Genomic DNA, 18,959 nt, shown 5'->3' with positions numbered 1-18,959 from the left:
TTACCTCTTACGCAATACATATACTCGCCACATGGCGTAGAGCGGCATGAAGTCCAGGGACTCCTGAACCCGGAAACCGGCCTGCTCAAACTCTGCCTCAACAGTAGCAGCCGGTAACACAAACCGGTTTTGATAACCTTCCTGCTCACCTTTCTCGCGACGTTTCGCTTCGAGGCGCTTGCGTTTCCAGGCCTTGAAATTGCCATCTACCCACAGCGAAACAATCACGCTGTCGCGGGTAACTCGTTGAAATTCCTTCAGTATCGCCAGCCTGTGTTCCGCATCACCAATGTGGTGCAGCAGGCGCATACAGAAAATGCTGTCGACCGAGTTATCCGGTAAATCAATATCGAACGCAGACGTCTGCAAAGGACGTACCCGTTTCACCACGTCAGCCGGTTGGGCAATAGTGGCGACGTTTAACATCGATGCCGAATTGTCGGCCCCGATAATCACCCGATTGGGCTTTTCCGCCAGTAACGGCCAGAAACGTCCAGCCCCACAGGGCAGGTCCAACACCAAGCCTGGCTCGCCGGCCATGGCCAACGCGCCGCGCGCCAATTGCTCGTCGCGTTTGTGGGACAACCGGCGAGCCAGATTGTCCTGATGTTTGAGCAAATATTCCTGCGCGTGCTGATCGTCGTACTTTTCAGAAAAATCGAGCTTGATCGGGGTAGACATCAACGGTTCTCCAGTTGCTGATGCCTACAACCTTAAGCAGCGAAGTGTGACTAACAGGTCAACCCGTTGTGAAAAACTTGTCCTGTCCAGCCCCATACATTTCAAGACTTTACAGACACAATCAGTGGCATGGGGCCATCTTCGCCGAAAAGCGGGGTACCTGCCGCAGGATAGCGGCAGGGAGGGTGCTCAGGGTTTGACCTGGCTCAACTGCACATGAAAGCGGCAGCCATTGGGCTCCATGGTGCTCAGGCTGACGCTCCAGCCCTGGCTCTCGCAGATCCGTTGCACCAACGACAAGCCTAAACCGAGGCCTTCACCGCGCTTTTCGCTGCCGCGCACAAAGGGCTCGAACATCGCTTCACGCTTGTCTTCGGGAATCCCGACGCCGGAGTCTTCCACAACAAAGCCGCTAGGTTCGAGTGTCAGCCGGATAAAGCCCCGCTCGGTGTAGTGCAGCGCGTTGCGCAGCAAGTTGCCCATCACTGCATGCAAGAAGGTGGTGTTGTAGCGGGTATCCAGGGGATTGCCTGGGAGGTAGATCAATTCAAGGCCTTTGTGCTCGATGGGCTCGCGCCAGATGCCGAGCAAATCTTCGGCCACCTGGGTCAGGTTGACCTGGGGCGACATGGCCGCATCATCGTGTTTGGCACGGGCCAGCATCAGGAAGGTTTGCACCAGCTCGCGCATTTCTTCGCAGGCCCGGGCAATGCGCAGCACCTGATTGCGGCCGCGCTGATCAATGGCGGGGTTTTCCAGCAGCAGCTCACAGGAGCTGGCCAACACCATCAGGGGGGTGCGCAACTCGTGGCTGACATCGCTGGTAAACAATTGCTCACGAGACAATGCCTGCCGCAACCGGCCCAGGGTGGCGTCGAAGGCCACGGCCAGCTCACCGACTTCATCGGCCGCGTAATCCGGCGCCAGGGGCGGCGCCAGACCCAGCAACTGGTCACGATGACGAACCTGGCGCGCCAGACGCACCACGGGTGCCATCACCTTGCGGGCCAGCACCCAACCGAGGAACACCGCCAGCGCCAGGCTGAGTACAAAACCCACCAGCACTACGGCAAACAGTACGCGCTCACGCTCTTCGAAATCGCTTTGGTCTTGCAGCAGGACGTAGCGCCGGCCATCGACCACTTCGACCATGGCGTGGTACGACAGCGACTCGCGAAACACCTCATGAAAGCCAGGCTCCAGGTGGCGCAAATCCTTGGGCAGTTCGAAATCCCCGGGCCCGCCGCTGAAATAGAACAGTTGATCCGGCTCTGGGCGATGGCTCCAGTCCTCGACACTGTCCATCAGCAACAGGCGCTGCAGGTCGCCGCCCAGGCCGGCCGAAATCAGTTTTTCCTCCACCAGGTGCACGGTCGCAACGATGCCCATGGCGAACGCCCCCGCCACCAGTGCGCTCATCAAGGCAAAGGCGATGATGATCCGCTGGGCGAGGCTTTGCTTAAACTCCATCACGCCCCTCGGCCAGGCGATAACCCACACCGTGCACGGTTTGCAGCAACGGCTTGGCGAAGGGCTTATCGATCACTTGGCGCAATTGGTGAACGTGGCTGCGCAGGCTGTCGCTGTCCGGGCAGTCGTCGCCCCACAGGGCTTCTTCGAGAATTTCTCGGCGCAACACGTGCGGGCTCTTTTGCATCAGCACCGCGAGCAATTTCAGGCCCACCGGGTTGAGCTTGAGCAGGCGCCCTTCGCGGGTCACTTCCAGGGTATCAAGATCGTAATGCAGGTCGGCCACTTGCAGCGCGCGACGGCCGCCCCCTTGGGCACGGCGCAGAACCGCTTCGATGCGCGCGGCCAATTCCGACAGGGCGAACGGTTTGAGCAGGTAATCATCGGCCCCGGATTTGAAGCCCTGCAGCCGGTCATCCAACTGGTCGCGCGCGGTGAGCATAATTACCGGCGTATCGCGACGAGCGTCTTCACGCAGGCGTTTGCACAAGGTGTAGCCATCGATGCCAGGCAGCATGATGTCGAGCACGATCAGGTCGTAATGCTCGGTGGCGGCCAGGTGCAAGCCCGACAAACCGTCCTGCGCACAGTCTACGGTATAGCCTTTTAGCCCCAGGTAATCGGCCAGATTGGCCAGAATATCGCGGTTGTCTTCAACCAATAAAATTCGCATGGGCAGTGTCTCCGTACGCGGTAACGGCCGTGTTGGCTCGCGCAGCTTAAGGCCAAGCGAGGCTCAGGGATAGAGCTGGACGCCACGTCGATATAGGTTTTCAACCAATTATACAAACCAACAAGTTTTTCACTATAGCTTCACAAACTGGCTACAGTGACTGGCCGAATATCGGCGTCCATTGATATAAGGAATATGGACATGGGGTTTTTCAACACCGCGCCGATGCGCTTTCTGCTGCTCGTAACCGGCGCATGGCTGGTTATTTTCCTGCTCACCCGCAGTGTGCTGCTGATCACGCATTTGGATGAAGTCGGTGGCAACCTGCTGCCCGTGTTTGGCGTTGGCTTGCTGTATGACCTGGCTTTCCTGGCCTATGCCGCTTTGCCGCTGGGGCTGTATCTGCTGCTCTGCCCACCCGCACTGTGGCGCCGTCGTGGCCATCGCTGGTTCCTGCAGGCGGTGCTGACCGTCAGCCTGTTCGCCATGTTGTTTACGTCGGTGGCCGAGTGGCTGTTCTGGGATGAATTCGGCGTGCGCTTCAACTTTATCGCCGTCGATTACCTGGTGTACTCCAACGAGGTGATGAACAACCTGCTGGAATCCTACCCGATCGGCAAGCTGCTCAGCCTGTTGGCGATGCTCGCGATTGTGCTGAGCCTGGCCTTGCGCAAGCCGTTCAACAGCGCCATGAACGCGCCCCTGCCGCCCCTGCGTGGTCGCTTGTGGAATGCCCTGTGCCTGTTGGTAGTCGCCGGTCTCTTCATGCAATTGATCAGTCAGGACAGCCCACGTTCCTCGGGTGGCAACGCTTACAAGAATGAATTGGCGAGCAACGGCCCGTATCAGTTTTTTGCCGCGTTCCGCAACAACGAGCTGGATTACACACAGTTCTATAAAAGCCTGCCCACCGAGGTTGTCGCCAAGCAATTGCGTGCTGAACTCAGCGAGCCCAATGCGCGCTTCATCGGCACCGACCCGCTGGACATCCGCCGTGCAATCACCAACCCCGGCACATTGCGCAAACCCAACATCGTGCTGGTGACCATCGAAAGCTTCAGCGCCAAATACATGGGCAGCAATGGCGACGACCGCAACCTCACACCCAACCTCGACGCCTTGCGTAAACAAAGCCTGTATTTCAATAACTTCTATGCCACCGGCACCCGCACAGACCGTGGCCTGGAGGCGATCACCCTGGCGATTCCTCCCACGCCCGGCCGTTCAATCGTCAAGCGCATCGGCCGTGAAAGCGGTTTCGCCAGCCTCGGCCAACAACTCGGCGCCATCGGTTACGACAGTGTCTTTGTCTACGGCGGACGCGGTTACTTCGACAACATGAACGCGTTTTTCAGCGGCAACGGTTATCGGGTCGTGGACCAGAGCAGCGTGGCGGAATCGGAAATCTCGTTCAAAAACGCCTGGGGCATGGCCGACGAAGACCTCTACCGGCAAACCCTGAAACTGGCCGATGCCGACTACGCCAAGCAGCAGCCCTTCCTGCTGCAACTGATGACCACGTCCAACCATCGCCCTTACACCTATCCGGAAGGTCGCATCGATATCAAATCCGGCAACGGCCGTGACGGCGCGGTGAAATACACCGACCACGCCATCGGCGAGTTCCTCGACGCGGCACGCCAGAAGCCGTGGTTCGATAACACGATTTTCGTGTTCGTCGCCGACCACACCGCCGGCAGCGCAGGCAAGGAAGACTTGCCTATCGCCAACTACCAGATCCCGCTGTTTATCTATGCACCCAAGCTGATCGAGGCCCGGGAAACCGCGCAACTGGCCAGCCAGATCGACCTGGCACCTACGTTGCTGGGTTTGATCAACCTGAGCTACGAATCCACCTTCTTCGGCCGCAACCTGTTGCAAGACAGCCCGCTGCCACCGCGCGTAGTGGTCGGCAACTACCAGCACCTGGGGTTGTTTGATGGCAAGGACCTGGCGATCCTCAGCCCACGCCAAGGCCTGCGTCGCCACGATCAGGCCTTGGGCGAGAGCCAGGAGTTACGCGTGGGCACGGATGACCCGTTGATCCAACGCGCAATTACTTACTATCAGGCCGCCAGTTATGGGTTCACACAGCAATTATTGAGCTGGAAAGCGCCCAAGGACGCGGCGCCTGCAATCAGCGTGCGCTGACGCCCTCGTGAGCCCTTGCCTCCCCATGGCAAGGGCGTAACACTTGCGCCCATTCTCCGGCGATGGCGCCCTCTCATGTCCGACACCCTGCTGCTGATTGAAGACGACCGCCCCTTGGCCGCACTGACGGCCGAATTCCTGCGTGCCGAAGGGTTTACCGTGGCGGTTGAGCACCGTGGCGATCGCGCCGCACAGCGCATTCTTGACGAACAGCCGGCGCTGTTGATCCTCGATGTCATGTTGCCGGGCATCGACGGGTTTACCCTGTGCCGACAGATTCGCGATCAGTACCCGGGGCTGATCCTGATGATGACCGCGCTGGATGAAAACGCCGAGCAACTGACCGGCTTCAACGTCGGCGCGGATGACTATGTCGTCAAGCCTGTCGACCCGCTGCTGTTGCTGGCCAGAATTCGCTCGTTGCTGCGTCGCCATCCTCAAGCCCCGCGTGCTTATTACCAGTGGGGCGCCTTTCGGCTGGACCTGAACAGCCATTTCGCCTGGCTCGACGAGACCCCTTTGCAGTTCTCGGTTGCCGAGTTCGAATTACTGGCGATTTTCGCGCGCCATTGCGGGGTGTTGCTGACGCGGGAAAAGCTCCTGCAGAGCCTGCGCGGCCTGGAATACGACGGGCTCAACCGTTCCATCGATATGCGTGTGTCGCGCTTGCGTAAAAAGCTGATGAGCCTGGAATGCCCGGTGACCATCCAGACCATCACCGCCCAAGGCTACCTGTTCGTGGAAAGCCCGCAGGAGGCCCGACATGTTGACTAAGGTGCGGCCCTGGATGGTCGCCGTAGCAGGCGCGGGCTGGGCGAGTTTGACGTTTTATCTGTTGTGGCTATGCGCCAACGCCTCGGTGTTTGTCGGCGAAGACAGCTTTTTGCGCCTGATGGCCGGGCCGGCCTACCTGGTAGCCGAACAGCTTAGAGCCTTGCCGGCCGACCAACGTGAAGCACGCATGGACATCCTGCGCGCGCACTTCCAGTACCCGGTAAATCTGATCACGCTGGACGAGGTCGAGTTGCCGCCGGAAGCGTTGGTCATGCTGGAACATAAACAACCGGCACTGAGCAGCGACGAAGACATCAGCTACTTTCCGCTGGATGACGATACGGTGATCCAATTCGGCCCTATGTGGGGCAGTGCCGAGATCAAGGATCTGCTGAAATTCCCGGTTTACTGGATCACCGCCGGTGTAGCAGGCCTGCCGGTGCTACTGCTACTCGGGATCGGTTTACGCCTGCACCGCCGTCGCACCACTGACCTGAACACCCTCAAGACCTGCCTTGGCACACTGGCACGCACCCCGAATGTGATGTTGCCTGCCATGGGCAAGGAATGGACGCCGTTGCTGATGACGTTGCAGCAGCACGCGCGGGATATCAGCGCCATGAACGAACGCCACCGCGAAGTCTCCCAGGCCGTGTCCCACGAACTGCGTACGCCATTGGCACGCATGCGTTTTGCCTTGACGCTTCTGGGTAAAAGCGAAGACCCGCTCACCCGTACACGCCTGCAAGAACGCTTGCTCACCGATGTCGAAGAGCTCGAAGCCCTGGTTCGCGCCAGCCTCGCCTTTGCGAGACTGGCGGGCGCACCGACCGACCTGCAGCATGAGCCGATCAACCTGCGAGAATGGCTGCACCAGGAGTTTGCCTTGCTCGACGGGCACCACCGCCAGTTGAGCCTGGAAACCGAGCCCGCCCACCTTGAACTGATCGGTGACCGTGCCCTGCTGCACCTGATCGTGCGCAACCTGTTGAGCAACGCCATCACCTACGCACGCGATCAGGTGTGCGTCAGTGCCACTTACCACGGCCAACATCACCTGGTGCTGCATGTAGACGATGATGGCCCCGGCGTATTGGCGGAGAACCGCGACAAGATCTTCGAGCCCTTTGTGCGGCTTGCCCTGGGCGGCGATGAGCCTACTGGCTCGGGCCTTGGCCTGGCACTGGCCAAGCGCGCAACCCAGTGGCATCACGGTGAATTGTCGGTATCGCGCAGCCCTTTGGGCGGCGCACGCCTGAGCCTTATTCTGCCACTAAGGCCGATGTAACCTGCGTGTTACAGCCTGTGACAGTGAAGCTTTCGCATTGCTCGTAACCTCACCAACTGAATCCCAGGTTGGAGAGCTCTTTCATGCGTCCCCGTAAGAAGCATTTGTCCACGTTGATGCTGTCGCTGTGCATCTTTTCCGGCTCACTCTTGCCCGGCAATGCGTCGGCCTCGCGCCTGGCGGTCACAGACTCGCCATCGCCACGAATGGAAGACAAACACGCTGGCGACCACACCGCGAATACGGCGCGCCCCGCAAAAACCCAGGGTCTGGTCGTCACACCCGCACCTGGGAGGCGGCCCAGGCCCACCGCCCCTGAAAAACTCGCGCACCTGCCTGTCCCTCGCCCACTCAAGGAAGTTGCTGCACCGCAACCCCTGGCACTTATGCCGACTGCCCAAGTGACCTTGGCGCGGGGAATGACCTTCAGGAAGCTGTTGCGACGGCGCACCCTCGGCTGATTCATCATCAAGCCCCATAAAAAAACCCCGCCTGCATCGCTGCAGGCGGGGTTTTTATTAGCCGGGTAAGGCTGGCTTACATCATGCCGCCCATGCCACCCATGCCGCCCATGTCTGGCATACCGCCGCCAGCCGAGCCTTCTTTCTTCGGTGCATCAGCGATTGCCGCTTCGGTGGTCAGGATCAGACCGCCGATGGAAGCTGCTGCTTGCAATGCCGAACGAGTCACCTTGGTAGGGTCCAGGATGCCCATTTCGATCATGTCGCCGTAGACGCCAGTGGCAGCGTTGTAACCGTAGTTACCTTTGCCGTTCTTGACTTCGTTGACCACAACGCTTGGCTCGTCGCCGGAGTTGGCAGCGATCTGACGCAGTGGTGCTTCGACAGCACGACGCAGTACAGCGATACCCACGTTCTGGTCAGCGTTGTCGCCTTTGAGGTCAACCAAAGCTTCCAGAGCACGGATCAGCGCAACGCCACCGCCAGGTACCACGCCTTCTTCAACGGCTGCACGGGTTGCGTGCAGGGCGTCTTCAACGCGGGCTTTCTTCTCTTTCATTTCAACTTCGGAACCAGCGCCAACCTTGATTACTGCAACGCCGCCGGACAGCTTGGCCAGACGCTCTTGCAGTTTTTCACGGTCGTAGTCCGAGGAAGTTTCAGCAACCTGGGCACGGATCTGAGTGATGCGAGCCTGGATGTCCTGCTCTACGCCAGCACCGTCAACGATGATGGTGTTTTCCTTGGAGATGGTCACGCGCTTGGCGCTGCCCAGGTTTTCCAGGGTGGCGCTTTCCAGGCTCAGGCCGATCTCTTCGGAGATAACGGTACCGCCGGTCAGAACAGCGATGTCCTGCAGCATGGCCTTGCGACGGTCGCCGAAGCCTGGAGCCTTGACGGCTGCGACTTTAACGATGCCACGCATGTTGTTCACAACCAGCGTCGCCAGGGCTTCGCCTTCAACGTCTTCGGAAACGATCAGCAGCGGACGGCCGGCTTTGGCAACGGCTTCCAGTACTGGCAGCATTTCGCGGATGTTCGAGATCTTTTTGTCGACCAGCAGGATCAGCGGGCTGTCCAGCTCGGCAACCATGGTTTCTGGCTTGTTGACGAAGTACGGGGACAGGTAGCCACGGTCGAACTGCATGCCTTCTACAACCGACAGTTCGTTTTCCAGGCCAGTGCCTTCTTCAACGGTGATCACGCCTTCTTTACCGACTTTTTCCATGGCTTCGGCAATGATGTCGCCGATGGAGCTGTCGGAGTTGGCGGAGATGGTACCTACCTGAGCGATAGCCTTGGTGTCAGCGCATGGCTTGGACAGGTTTTTCAGCTCAGCAACAACGGCGATGGTCGCCTTGTCGATGCCGCGCTTGAGGTCCATCGGGTTCATGCCGGCAGCGACGGCCTTGTAGCCTTCGTTGACGATTGCCTGAGCCAGAACGGTAGCGGTGGTGGTGCCGTCGCCTGCGTCATCGTTGGCACGGGAGGCAACGTCTTTGACCAGCTGCGCGCCCATGTTTTCGAAACGGTCTTCCAGTTCGATTTCTTTAGCGACCGAAACGCCGTCCTTGGTGATGGTCGGAGCGCCGAAGCTCTTCTCGATGATCACGTTACGGCCTTTAGGGCCCAGGGTCGCTTTTACTGCGTCAGCCAGGACGTTGACACCGGTGAGCATTTTTTTGCGGGCGGAATCGCCGAATTTAACTTCTTTAGCAGCCATGATCGATATTCCTTAAATTCTTTGGAGTAACGGAAAAATGAGCGGGAAAATCAGCCTTCCAGTACAGCGAGAATTTCGTTCTCAGCCATTACCAGCAGGTCTTCGCCGTCAACTTTCACAGTGTTGCTGCCGGAGTAAGGGCCGAAAACAACCTTGTCACCGACTTTAACGGCCAGCGCACGCACTTCACCGTTTTCCAGAGTCTTGCCTGGGCCTGCAGCGACGATCACACCGTGGTTGGCTTTTTCAGCAGCCGAACCTGGCAGAACGATACCGCCAGCGGTTTTCTTTTCTTCTTCGCTGCGACGGATAACGACGCGGTCGTGCAGAGGACGAAGCTTGCTCATTGTCGATCTCTCCTAATTGTGTTTTTCATCGGCCGGTATTGGTACCGGCGGGTTGTATTCCGGCTGTGCCGGTCGCGCCTCGCCAAGCAAGACGCGGAAGTCTGTCTGGTGTCGCCACCAGAAACCTTGCGGTGACCGTTACATAAGGGCGCATAAGCTTATTTCAAGGGGCCGCGGCGGAAATTTTTTGCGTGTGCCGGGCGGTAAACGCAACACGGCACCCGAAGGTGCCGTGCCGATTAAGCGGTTATTTACTGTCGCGGTGCTCGAACTCACCTTCGATCACATCACCTTCACGCCCCAACGGTTGGCGCGGAGCCGGGCCACCACGAGGTTGCAGGTCATCGGCGAATGCACGCTGGCGAATCGCAGCATCCTCGGCACGCTGGCGCATCTTGCCGGCCAGCAGCTTGCGGGTGAACGGCAACAGCATGACCAGGCCAACCACATCGCTGATAAAACCCGGCAGGATCAACAGGCCACCCGCCAAGGCCATCATCAGGCCTTCAAGCATGGTCTGCGCGGGCAGTTCGCCACGGTTCAGGCTTTCACGGGCACGCAACGCAGTTGCCAGGCCGGCGACGCGCAGCACCAGGACGCCGAGCATCGAGCCCGCGATTATCAGCAACAGTGCCGGGAAGAACCCGATCGCACTGCTGACTTGAACGAATACGAACAGCTCCAACACCGGAAACAGCAGAAAGAGCAATAAAAAAGGGCGCATCAAATGGTTCCTCAACGCAAGAATGCCTTGCCAGTTCACCTTAGATGACGTCGCCGTTTCGTGATTTCAAGCGTCGGCGGGTTCTTTTTTCGGCCAAACTTCGGCGTGAGCCAATGAAACCAGGGCTTCGCGTACTTGTGTCGGAGTGTTGCAAGGCTCTGCGAAGGGCAGCCAATGCAGGGACTGACCGATACGCAGGTGCATGCCTTCGCTGTCGATACCGGCCAATTGCGCCGGTTCATGTGCAGGCAAGCTGGCGAGTTCGACGTAATGCGCAATGGCCTTGGTGTGGTCGCTGTTCATGTGCTCGATCATGCTGCGCTCGGTCTTGCCGGCGAACGGGTTGGCCAGGGTCAACTGATCGACCCAGTGAATCGCGCCAAACCCGCCGATATAGCGGTGCCGCACGGGCTTGAGCACCCAGAAGTCGAAATCGTGGGCTTTGTGATAGTTGGCCGAATCCGGGAAGTAGCGGTAATACCGCTCGGCGGCCGCTTCAATCGCAGCCTCATCCTCAAGCTTTTCAGCTTCGGCCAGGTAGGTCAGGCGCCCTACCGCTTGTATATCATCGGCCTCGCGCTCACCCACCAGCAGCGAACATTTGGGATCTTTCTGCAGGTTATGGGTGTGCTGGGCGATACGGCTGATCAGGATAATCGGGCGGCCCTGCTCGTCGAGGCAATAGGGCACGACCGAGCCGAAGGGAAACCCGGGCATGGCTTTGGACAATGTGGAGAGAGCCCCACGGTATTCCTTGAGCAACAGCTCTCGGGCGTTCTTGGCAACCTGCGCGCTCAATGTATAACTCCTCGGGTGTTCAGCCGCCCACAGCGTACGACGTCTATGGGAATGAATCTCAACACAAGGTAATCAATATCCGCGCAGGTTGCCAGAGTGACCGATGCAGCTTTTACCAGGCCACGCCGAACCCTGCGGTGTAGCGGGTCTTGTCCAGGCTGCTCTGGGATTCGCCATTAATGATGTCGCGCTCAGCCTTGAGATTGAGCGAAGCCCATTCAGTGACTTTGTAACGCAGCCCCATTTCCGCATCCAGGGAGTATTCGGACGGCCCGGCAAGTGGTTTGCCCAATTCACCATTGGTGAAGAACTCCACGGTCTTGCCCACCAGGTAGCGGTTGTAGCTCCACTTCATGGCCAGTGAATAGAAGTTGGTTTTGCCGCCGTCGGCATATTCATAATCAGTGCGGTTAACCAGCGAGCCGAGGGAGAACGCCCCCAGCTCATCGTCCCAGAACTGGTAGCCCGGGCCGGTACCGACGGTGCGCTGGCGGGACAAGTCTTCGACTTTGTCGCGTTTGTAGGTCAGACGGCCCTGCCAGAACCAATGCTCGGTAATAAAGCGGTCCAAGTCATATTCCAGCGCCCAGTTATCGGTGGTGGTCACGTCATCCTGGAACTCGCGGTTGTATTCACCCTTCGCGGTATGGCGCCACTGGCCGTGACGGGCCGAGGTCTTGAAGTCAACGTCGTAGTCGTTGGTGTCTTTGTCGGCGCGCTTGTAATCCAGCGCCAGGTCGACGTTGCCCTTCCACATCAGGTCTTCGATGACCGGCTTGGGCTTGATGATTTGCTGGATGCTGGCCAAGTCCACAGTCTTGGGCGCTTCGCCATTGGCGAGAACGACCTTGCCGTCCTCCGCCGCTTTCAGGGACTTGGCTTTTTCACCGCTGTAGGCGTCCTGCTTGACCAGCAGTTCCTGATCGCTCTCCAGGGTCTTGACCTGTTTCCAATCCACCGGGATCGCCCCCGCGTAGCTGGTCTGAATCAGCAGTTTGCCACCGTCGAAGACTTTGATCTTGCCGGTCAGGCGGTCACCGTTCTTCAGCCAGACGGTGTCGGCGAGCAAGGGCGTGGAGGCGCTGAAAACAGCAAGGCACAGCAGGGTTCTGGACAACATAAGCGGATTCGGGGCTCAGGATTGGCGAAAAAGGGGGCGCTATCGTGTTAGATAGGTACGACTGACTCAAGTATTTATGATGAGTTCAATGCTCACCACCAAGCTTACAGACGTTTCTTACAAATCAACCGACGATACCTACAGTGAATCAACCTGCCGAGACACCACAAAGCCCCGCCGAAATGCGCCGTACGGCGCTGTACCTGACATTGGCGCAAGTGCCCGAAGGTTGCGTGGTGAGTTATGGCGAGCTGGCGCAGCTGGCCGGGCTGGGCCGTGCCGCCCGCTGGGTCGGGCGCACGCTCAGCCAACTGCCCGAGGACACCCGGTTGCCCTGGCACCGGGTACTGGGTGCCGGTGGTCGGATAAGTCTGCCGGCGGGCAGTGCGTCAGGCGACGAACAACGTGCGCGTTTGCGCAGTGAAGGCGTCAGTATCCTGAACAATCGCGTTGATATTCAGCGTCATGGCTGGCGCCCGGTAGAGCACAGCGGTTAGAGTGCGCGCTTTGTTTCCGCAAATCTGAGGCAGACTCCAGCCCATGCCCCGTAAAACCTGGCGCGCCGCGCTCGCCGCCTATGCCAGCCCCTCGACGTTAGTGCTGTTGTTGCTCGGCTTTGCCGCCGGCTTGCCTTACATGTTGGTGTTTTCGACGCTTTCTGTGTGGTTGCGCGAGGCCGGCGTGGCCCGCGAGACCATCGGCTATGCGAGCCTGATCGGCCTGGCCTATGCCTTTAAATGGGTCTGGTCGCCGCTGCTCGACCAATGGCGCCTGCCGCTGCTCGGTAAACTCGGACGTCGTCGTTCCTGGCTGGTACTTGCCCAGACGCTGGTGATCCTCGGGTTGATCGGCATGGGCTTCTGCGACCCGCAAAAACATCTGTCCTGGCTGATCGCCATTGCCGTCATCGTTGCCTTCGCCTCAGCCACTCAGGACATCGCGGTAGACGCCTATCGCCTGGAAATCGCCGACGACAGCCGCCAGGCCGCTCTGGCCGCCAGTTACATGTCCGGTTATCGCATCGCCGCCCTGCTGGCCACGGCTGGCGCGCTGTTCTTTGCCGAAGGCTTCGGTTCGACCGGCTTCAACTATAAGCACTCGGCATGGACCGGCACTTATGTGCTGTTCGGCTTGCTGATGATCCCGGCACTGCTGACCACCTTCTTCATGCGTGAACCCGATGTGCCACTGCGCACCCAGTTGCAGGCCGGCCGCTACAGCTTCGCGCACCAATTGGTCTCGGTGTTCGTGCTGATCGTACTGCTGGTGTCGGTCCCCGCGATGTTCACCCAGTTGTACAACACGGATTTCGCCAGCGTGCTGTTCCACGGTGTAAGCCTGTGGGAATTGCTGATGGAAGACCGCGCCTTCCTGCGCGCCATCTTGTACATCATCCTTACCACCCTGTGCCTCTCGGCCATGGGTCGGCGTGGCTTGGCGCCGGTGCTGACGCCGGTCAATGACTTTATCCTGCGCTACCGCTGGCAGGCGCTGCTGCTGCTCGGGCTGATTGCGACCTATCGCATGTCCGATACGGTGATGGGCGTGATGGCCAACGTGTTCTACATCGACCAGGGCTTTACCAAGGACCAGATTGCGGGGGTCAGCAAGATCTTCGGCCTGATCATGACCCTGCTCGGCGCCGGTATGGGCGGTCTGTTGATTGTGCGGTTCGGTATCCTGCCGATCCTGTTCATCGGCGGCGTAGCCTCGGCGGCCACCAACCTGTTGTTCGTGATGCTCGCCGACATGGGCCCGGACCTGCAGATGCTGATTTTCACCATCTCCCTGGATAACTTCAGCTCAGGCCTGGCCACCTCGGCCTTTGTCGCCTACCTGTCGAGTCTGACCAACCTCAAGTTCTCCGCCACCCAATATGCGCTGCTCAGCTCCATCATGCTGCTGCTGCCGCGCCTGATTGGTGGCTACTCGGGCGTGATGGTCGAGAAGTTCGGTTACCACAACTTCTTCGTCATCACCTGCCTGCTGGGTGTGCCGACGCTGTTCCTGATTGCGTTGCACTGGTTTCAGGAAAGTCGGCGGGCTCGTTTGAGCCCTTCACAGGAAGACTGACACGACTCGGTCACACATACCCCTCTGCATTCTGATACCTGTACTCCAGCAGTTTGCGCCCGTACAATCCCAAGTCATTTCAAGTCCAAGCAACCGACAACGGCCTACCATGCGTACCAGTCAATATTTGCTCGCCACACAGAAAGAAACGCCTTCCGACGCGGTCGTGATCAGCCATCAGCTGATGCTGCGCGCGGGCATGATCCGCAAACTGGCCTCCGGCCTGTACACCTGGCTGCCCATGGGTTTGAAGGTGATGCGCAAGGTCGAAGCGATCGTTCGCGAAGAAATGAACGCCGCCGGCTCTCTGGAAGTGTTGATGCCAAGTACCCAACCGGCTGAGTTGTGGCAGGAATCCGGGCGCTGGGAAGAGTACGGCCCTGAGTTGCTGCGCTTCAAGGACCGTCATGGCCGCGATTTCTGCGCCGGCCCGACCCACGAAGAGGTCATCACCGACCTGATGCGCAACGAGCTGAGCAGCTACAAGCAGCTGCCGCTGAACCTGTATCAGATCCAGACCAAGTTCCGTGACGAAATCCGCCCACGCTTCGGCTTGATGCGCGGCCGCGAATTCATCATGAAGGACGCCTATTCGTTCCACGCTGACCAGGCGTCGCTGCAGGTCACCTACGACCGCATGCACACCGCCTACTGCAACGTGTTTACGCGCCTGGGCCTGAAGTTCCGCCCGGTTGAAGCGGACAACGGCTCCATCGGTGGCGCCGGCTCCCACGAGTTCCATGTACTGGCCGACTCCGGCGAAGACGATATCGTGTTCAGCAACGGCTCCGACTACGCGGCGAACATCGAAAAAGCCGAAGCCGTACCACGCGAAACGTCCCGCCCGGCGCCAAGCGAAGAGCTGCGCCTGGTCGACACGCCAGAAACCAAGACCATCGCGGCCCTGGTGGAAAAATTCAATCTGCCGATTGAAAAGACCATCAAGACCCTGATCGTGCGCGCCGAAGAAGAAGGCAAGCTGATCGCCCTGGTCATCCGTGGCGACCACGAGCTCAACGAAATCAAGGCAGCCCAGCAACCAGGCGTGGCCAGCCCGCTGGTCATGGCCACCGACTCCGAGCTGCGCGACGCCATTGGCGCCGGTGCCGGTTCGCTCGGCCCACTGAACCTGCCGTTGCCGATCATCATCGACCGTTCGGTCGAGCTGATGAGCGACTTCGGTATCGGCGCGAACATCGACGACAAGCACTATTTCGGCGTGAACTGGGAGCGTGACCTGCCGGTTCCGACCGTAGCCGACCTGCGTAATGTGGTAGCCGGTGACCCAAGCCCGGATGGCAAGGGCACTCTGGAAATCAAGCGCGGCATTGAAGTCGGGCACATCTTCCAGCTGGGCAACAAGTACAGCAAGGCGATGAAGTGCGAAGTGCTGGGCGAGAACGGCAAGCCGATCACCCTGGAAATGGGTTGCTACGGCATTGGCGTGTCCCGCGTGGTTGCCGCTGCGATCGAGCAGAACAACGACGAGAAAGGCATCATCTGGAGCGACGCCCTGGCGCCGTTCCAGATTGCCCTGGTACCGCTGCGTTATGAAACCGAGCAAGTACGCGAAGCCACCGACAAACTGTATGCCGAACTGACGGCTGCCGGTTTTGAAGTGTTGCTCGATGACCGGGACAAGAAAACCAGCCCGGGCATCAAGTTCGCCGACATGGAACTGATTGGCATCCCGCACCGGATCGTGGTCAGTGACCGCGGCCTGGCCGATGGCAATCTGGAATACAAGAGCCGGACCGAAGCCGAAGCCCAACCGTTGCCGGTGGCTGACGTGCTGTCTTTCCTTCAGGCGCGTATTCGTCGCTGAAAACCAGATCAAGAGAAGTCATGTTCAAGCGAAACACCAGAGCCCTGGGGGGCGCCGCCTTGTGCGGCGCCCTGCTGGTCAGCGGCTGCGCCAACCAGATGTCGCAACGCAGTGAGCACGAGGAGCGGGTCGAGCGTAAGTTGCTCGATCACAGCCTGCAAATCGATGTAGGCGAACCCAAAGTATTGGAGCTTCCACAACGCCGGGTGCGCATTCACGAGCAAAAGACCTTCGAGGTCACCGAATTCGAAGTCACCCGCCGTTACGATCGCTACACCCCCTACCAACCCTGGCGCAAACTCTATGAGATGCCCCTGGGCGCGGTCGCCCTGGTGGCAGGCGCAGGCGCCAACGTGGCGAATATCTTCGCCCTCGGCAACTTGCCCACCAGCATGACGCGCGATTGGCTGACGTACGGCGTGGATGGCATCAACCCGTTCATGAACGTGCAATCCCATGGCCGTGCGCAACAGAACCTGGCCGGTATCGATGAGGTCCAGCGCGACAAGCGCACGGAGTATTCGAGCCTGCCCTGGAGCGAGCGCCCGGTACAGGTCACCGCCGGCAAGCAAACCCATGAGCTGACCACCGACCGCGACGGCGTACTGCGCCTGAACCTGTTGGACAGCCCATTTGCCGAGCAGGACCTGAACCGCATCACCACTTTGAAAATCAGTGTGGAAGATGGCCAGGACGACGTGCATTCGGACTCGACCCTGGCGATCAGCACCACTTTGCGCGGCAAGTTGCTGGAAGCTCATGGCCTGATCTACGACGATCTGGAGGACGACGAAGTCAACCAGTGGGTCCACCGGGTCAAGCGCCTGTCGGAACTGGGCCTGGAAGAAGAAGCCAGCGAACTGGAACAAAGCCTGATCGAACTGACCCGTAACGATCCCGAGTTGCAGCAGGAATTCCTGCAAGCGCTGACCAGGGATGCGGGGCGGCTGGTGGCGGACCCTGCGGCGCGCTAGGACCTCAATACGGGCGCAGATCTAAATGTGGGAGCTGGCTTGCCTGCGATGGCGGTGTATCAGTCAAAGCGTGAGTGACTGACACTGCGCTATCGCAGGCAAGCCAGCTCCCACCGTTTTTTGATCCGGTTTTTACCAGGGAAACTGCAGCTGTTCATTGCCGCTGCTGAGGTCGAGCAACCGCACCCCAATCCCCAACAACCGCACCGGCTTACCGCCACGATTGAACGCCTGGCTCAACAGCTGTTGATAACTCTCCAGGTCCCGCCCTGCCCCGGCCTGCTCCAGGGTGGTCTGGGTAAAGTCATGAAACTTCACTTTGACGAACGGCTTGCCCGCGCGGTAACTGCTGTCGATGCGCGCCATGCGCCCGGCCAGGGTTTCCATCAGCTCGGGAAGTTTCGCCAAACAACTTGATAGATCCGGTAGGTCTACATCGTAGGTATTTTCCACGCTGATGGATTGCCGCCGGCTGTCGTTCTGCACCACGCGGTCATCAATCCCACGGGCCAGGCTCCAGAGCCGCTCGCCAAAGCTGCCGAATTCGCGCACCAGTGACAGCTTGTTCCACTCGCGCAATTGCAGGCAGTCTTCAATGCCCAGGCGCGCCAGCTTATCGGCCGTGACCTTGCCGACGCCGTGCAACTTGTTCACCGGTAACTGCGACACAAAATCTTCGACCTGATCCGGCGTAATCACAAACAGGCCGTTGGGCTTTTTCCAGTCGCTGGCAATCTTGGCTAAAAACTTGTTGGGCGCCACGCCTGCGGACACGGTGATGTGCAACTGGTTGGAGACCCGACGGCGAATGTCCTGGGCGATACGTGTGGCGCTGCCGCCAAAATGCGGGCTGTCGGAGACATCAAGGTAGGCTTCGTCCAGCGACAGTGGCTCGATCAGGTCGGTGTATTCGCGAAAGATCGTCTGGATTTCCTTCGACGCTTCTTTATAGGCATCCATGCGCGGCTTGACGATGGTCAGGTCCGGACACAGCTTCAAGGCGTGGCGCGAGGACATGGCCGAGCGAACGCCATATGCCCGCGCTTCATAGTTGCAGGTGGCGATCACCCCTCTTCTATCCGCCGAGCCGCCGACCGCCAGCGGCTTTTGCGCCAGGCTCGGGTCGTCGCGCATCTCGATGGCGGCGTAGAAGCAATCACAGTCGACGTGGATAATTTTGCGCTGCGTCATATAAACAGAGGGTGTAATCCAACGGATGGCCAGTATCGCACTCACCCCTGTATATAGCACCAGTAGTTTGAATCTTCCGTTCGAGCGGTAGGAAAACGCCGCGATGAATTTATTTTTTCAATCGAAATCAGCCTACCGATAGAGCTGAAACCCTCGGCCAGACTGGCCCGGAGGCGTTTCTGCCAGCGCTTTGGAGAGCTAACCGATTGAACCACAAGCGCTTTTCTTCAATTCACAGGTTGACACACCTGCGTTCCGCTGTAGAATGCCGACACACAGACGCGGGATGGAGCAGTCTGGTAGCTCGTCGGGCTCATAACCCGAAGGTCGTCGGTTCAAATCCGGCTCCCGCAACCAAACATCAAAAAAGGCTACTCGAAAGAGTGGCCTTTTTTGTGCGCCTCTGTTTTATCCCTGTATGAAAATTGTAAGACAAAAAACTCTTTCCCCATCGCGGACTTACCGCACATAGGCAACACGCAGCGACTAATTCACACTTATTTGACCCATCGGCCGATTAACGGTTGACACCCCGCCGCTGGGCTGTAGAATGCCGGCCACAGACGCGGGATGGAGCAGTCTGGTAGCTCGTCGGGCTCATAACCCGAAGGTCGTCGGTTCAAATCCGGCTCCCGCAACCAAACATCAAGAAAGGCCACTCGAAAGAGTGGCCTTTTTTGTATCCG

Annotated in this window: 17 protein-coding genes and 2 tRNA genes; 10 read left to right on the top strand and 9 right to left on the bottom strand. The window is 59.1% G+C overall.

Features of this window, described 5'->3' with window-relative positions:
* The 3 genes from ACI77D_RS05935 to colR form a co-directional block, all read right to left on the bottom strand.
* Window positions 1-681 carry a class I SAM-dependent methyltransferase gene (locus tag ACI77D_RS05935; protein WP_128591768.1) on the bottom strand — a complete coding sequence of 227 codons (681 nt, stop codon included), beginning with the start codon at window positions 679-681 and terminating at the stop codon, window positions 1-3.
* Between the two features lie 189 nt (window positions 682-870).
* Window positions 871-2,151 (bottom strand): HAMP domain-containing sensor histidine kinase, encoded by a 1,281-nt coding sequence (locus ACI77D_RS05930; RefSeq protein ID WP_064453981.1) that lies wholly within the window; start codon window positions 2,149-2,151, stop codon window positions 871-873.
* Window positions 2,141-2,824, bottom strand: coding sequence for a two-component system response regulator ColR (colR, locus tag ACI77D_RS05925; protein WP_016975511.1), 684 nt, complete (start codon window positions 2,822-2,824; stop codon window positions 2,141-2,143). The genes ACI77D_RS05930 and colR overlap by 11 nt, the downstream gene beginning before the upstream one ends.
* Before the next feature lie 201 nt (window positions 2,825-3,025).
* On the opposite strand from colR, the gene ACI77D_RS05920 reads away from it, so the two are divergent.
* From ACI77D_RS05920 to ACI77D_RS05905, 4 genes are all read left to right on the top strand, one after another.
* Entirely contained in the window at window positions 3,026-4,975 is a 1,950-nt protein-coding gene (locus ACI77D_RS05920; protein WP_407016223.1) for an LTA synthase family protein, read from the top strand.
* A 75-nt stretch (window positions 4,976-5,050) separates the two neighbouring features.
* A complete protein-coding gene (locus ACI77D_RS05915; protein WP_064453983.1) occupies window positions 5,051-5,749 on the top strand; it encodes a response regulator transcription factor in 699 nt (232 codons plus the stop codon).
* Complete coding sequence (locus ACI77D_RS05910) at window positions 5,739-7,037, top strand: sensor histidine kinase (protein WP_407016222.1); 1,299 nt, start codon at window positions 5,739-5,741, stop codon at window positions 7,035-7,037. The genes ACI77D_RS05915 and ACI77D_RS05910 overlap by 11 nt, the downstream gene beginning before the upstream one ends.
* A gap of 83 nt (window positions 7,038-7,120) precedes the next feature.
* Complete coding sequence (locus tag ACI77D_RS05905; RefSeq protein ID WP_237140866.1) at window positions 7,121-7,498, top strand: hypothetical protein; 378 nt, start codon at window positions 7,121-7,123, stop codon at window positions 7,496-7,498.
* 76 nt (window positions 7,499-7,574) lie between these two features.
* On the opposite strand, the gene groL is transcribed toward ACI77D_RS05905, so the two are convergent.
* The 5 genes from groL to ACI77D_RS05880 form a co-directional block, all read right to left on the bottom strand.
* On the bottom strand, window positions 7,575-9,221 hold the full coding sequence (gene groL / locus ACI77D_RS05900) for a chaperonin GroEL (protein ID WP_064453985.1): 1,647 nt from the start codon (window positions 9,219-9,221) through the stop codon (window positions 7,575-7,577).
* A 50-nt stretch (window positions 9,222-9,271) separates the two neighbouring features.
* Entirely contained in the window at window positions 9,272-9,568 is a 297-nt protein-coding gene (groES, locus tag ACI77D_RS05895) for a co-chaperone GroES (RefSeq protein WP_017846112.1), read from the bottom strand.
* Window positions 9,569-9,815: 247 nt separating this feature from the next.
* Window positions 9,816-10,292, bottom strand: a complete 477-nt coding sequence (locus tag ACI77D_RS05890; RefSeq protein ID WP_407016221.1) for an FxsA family protein — start codon at window positions 10,290-10,292, stop codon at window positions 9,816-9,818.
* A 66-nt stretch (window positions 10,293-10,358) separates the two neighbouring features.
* The gene (locus ACI77D_RS05885) at window positions 10,359-11,090 is read right to left on the bottom strand and encodes a HugZ family protein (protein ID WP_407016220.1); all 732 of its coding nucleotides are present in this window, start codon (window positions 11,088-11,090) and stop codon (window positions 10,359-10,361) included.
* Between the two features lie 112 nt (window positions 11,091-11,202).
* Window positions 11,203-12,210: a DUF481 domain-containing protein gene (locus ACI77D_RS05880; RefSeq protein WP_407016219.1), complete on the bottom strand. Its 1,008-nt coding sequence runs from the start codon at window positions 12,208-12,210 to the stop codon at window positions 11,203-11,205.
* A 182-nt stretch (window positions 12,211-12,392) separates the two neighbouring features.
* Between ACI77D_RS05880 and ACI77D_RS05875 the strand changes: the two genes are divergently transcribed.
* The 4 genes from ACI77D_RS05875 to ACI77D_RS05860 all read left to right on the top strand — a co-directional run bounded on the left by ACI77D_RS05875 (window position 12,393) and on the right by ACI77D_RS05860 (window position 17,082).
* Entirely contained in the window at window positions 12,393-12,707 is a 315-nt protein-coding gene (locus ACI77D_RS05875; RefSeq protein ID WP_064453989.1) for an MGMT family protein, read from the top strand.
* Between the two features lie 43 nt (window positions 12,708-12,750).
* On the top strand, window positions 12,751-14,283 hold the full coding sequence (locus tag ACI77D_RS05870; protein WP_064453990.1) for an AmpG family muropeptide MFS transporter: 1,533 nt from the start codon (window positions 12,751-12,753) through the stop codon (window positions 14,281-14,283).
* Window positions 14,284-14,392: 109 nt separating this feature from the next.
* Window positions 14,393-16,108 carry a proline--tRNA ligase gene (locus ACI77D_RS05865; RefSeq protein ID WP_407016218.1) on the top strand — a complete coding sequence of 572 codons (1,716 nt, stop codon included), beginning with the start codon at window positions 14,393-14,395 and terminating at the stop codon, window positions 16,106-16,108.
* Window positions 16,109-16,128: 20 nt separating this feature from the next.
* Window positions 16,129-17,082, top strand: a complete 954-nt coding sequence (locus ACI77D_RS05860) for a hypothetical protein (RefSeq protein ID WP_262666210.1) — start codon at window positions 16,129-16,131, stop codon at window positions 17,080-17,082.
* 132 nt (window positions 17,083-17,214) lie between these two features.
* Here the strand turns inward: ACI77D_RS05860 and dinB are convergent, their stop codons facing one another.
* Entirely contained in the window at window positions 17,215-18,273 is a 1,059-nt protein-coding gene (gene dinB, locus ACI77D_RS05855; protein ID WP_064453993.1) for a DNA polymerase IV, read from the bottom strand.
* Window positions 18,274-18,553: 280 nt separating this feature from the next.
* On the opposite strand from dinB, the gene ACI77D_RS05850 reads away from it, so the two are divergent.
* Together ACI77D_RS05850 and ACI77D_RS05845 are read left to right on the top strand one after the other, a co-directional pair.
* Window positions 18,554-18,630: transfer RNA gene (locus ACI77D_RS05850), tRNA-Met, on the top strand.
* Window positions 18,631-18,837: 207 nt separating this feature from the next.
* Window positions 18,838-18,914: transfer RNA gene (locus tag ACI77D_RS05845), tRNA-Met, on the top strand.
* Window positions 18,915-18,959 lie beyond the last annotated feature (45 nt).

It is taken from the genome of Pseudomonas sp. O39, assembly GCF_045447295.1.
In the GTDB taxonomy this organism is placed as follows: domain Bacteria; phylum Pseudomonadota; class Gammaproteobacteria; order Pseudomonadales; family Pseudomonadaceae; genus Aquipseudomonas; species Aquipseudomonas antarctica_A.
The sequence above is the reverse complement of the archived record's forward strand: the minus strand, read 5'-3'. Positions and strand labels throughout refer to the sequence as shown.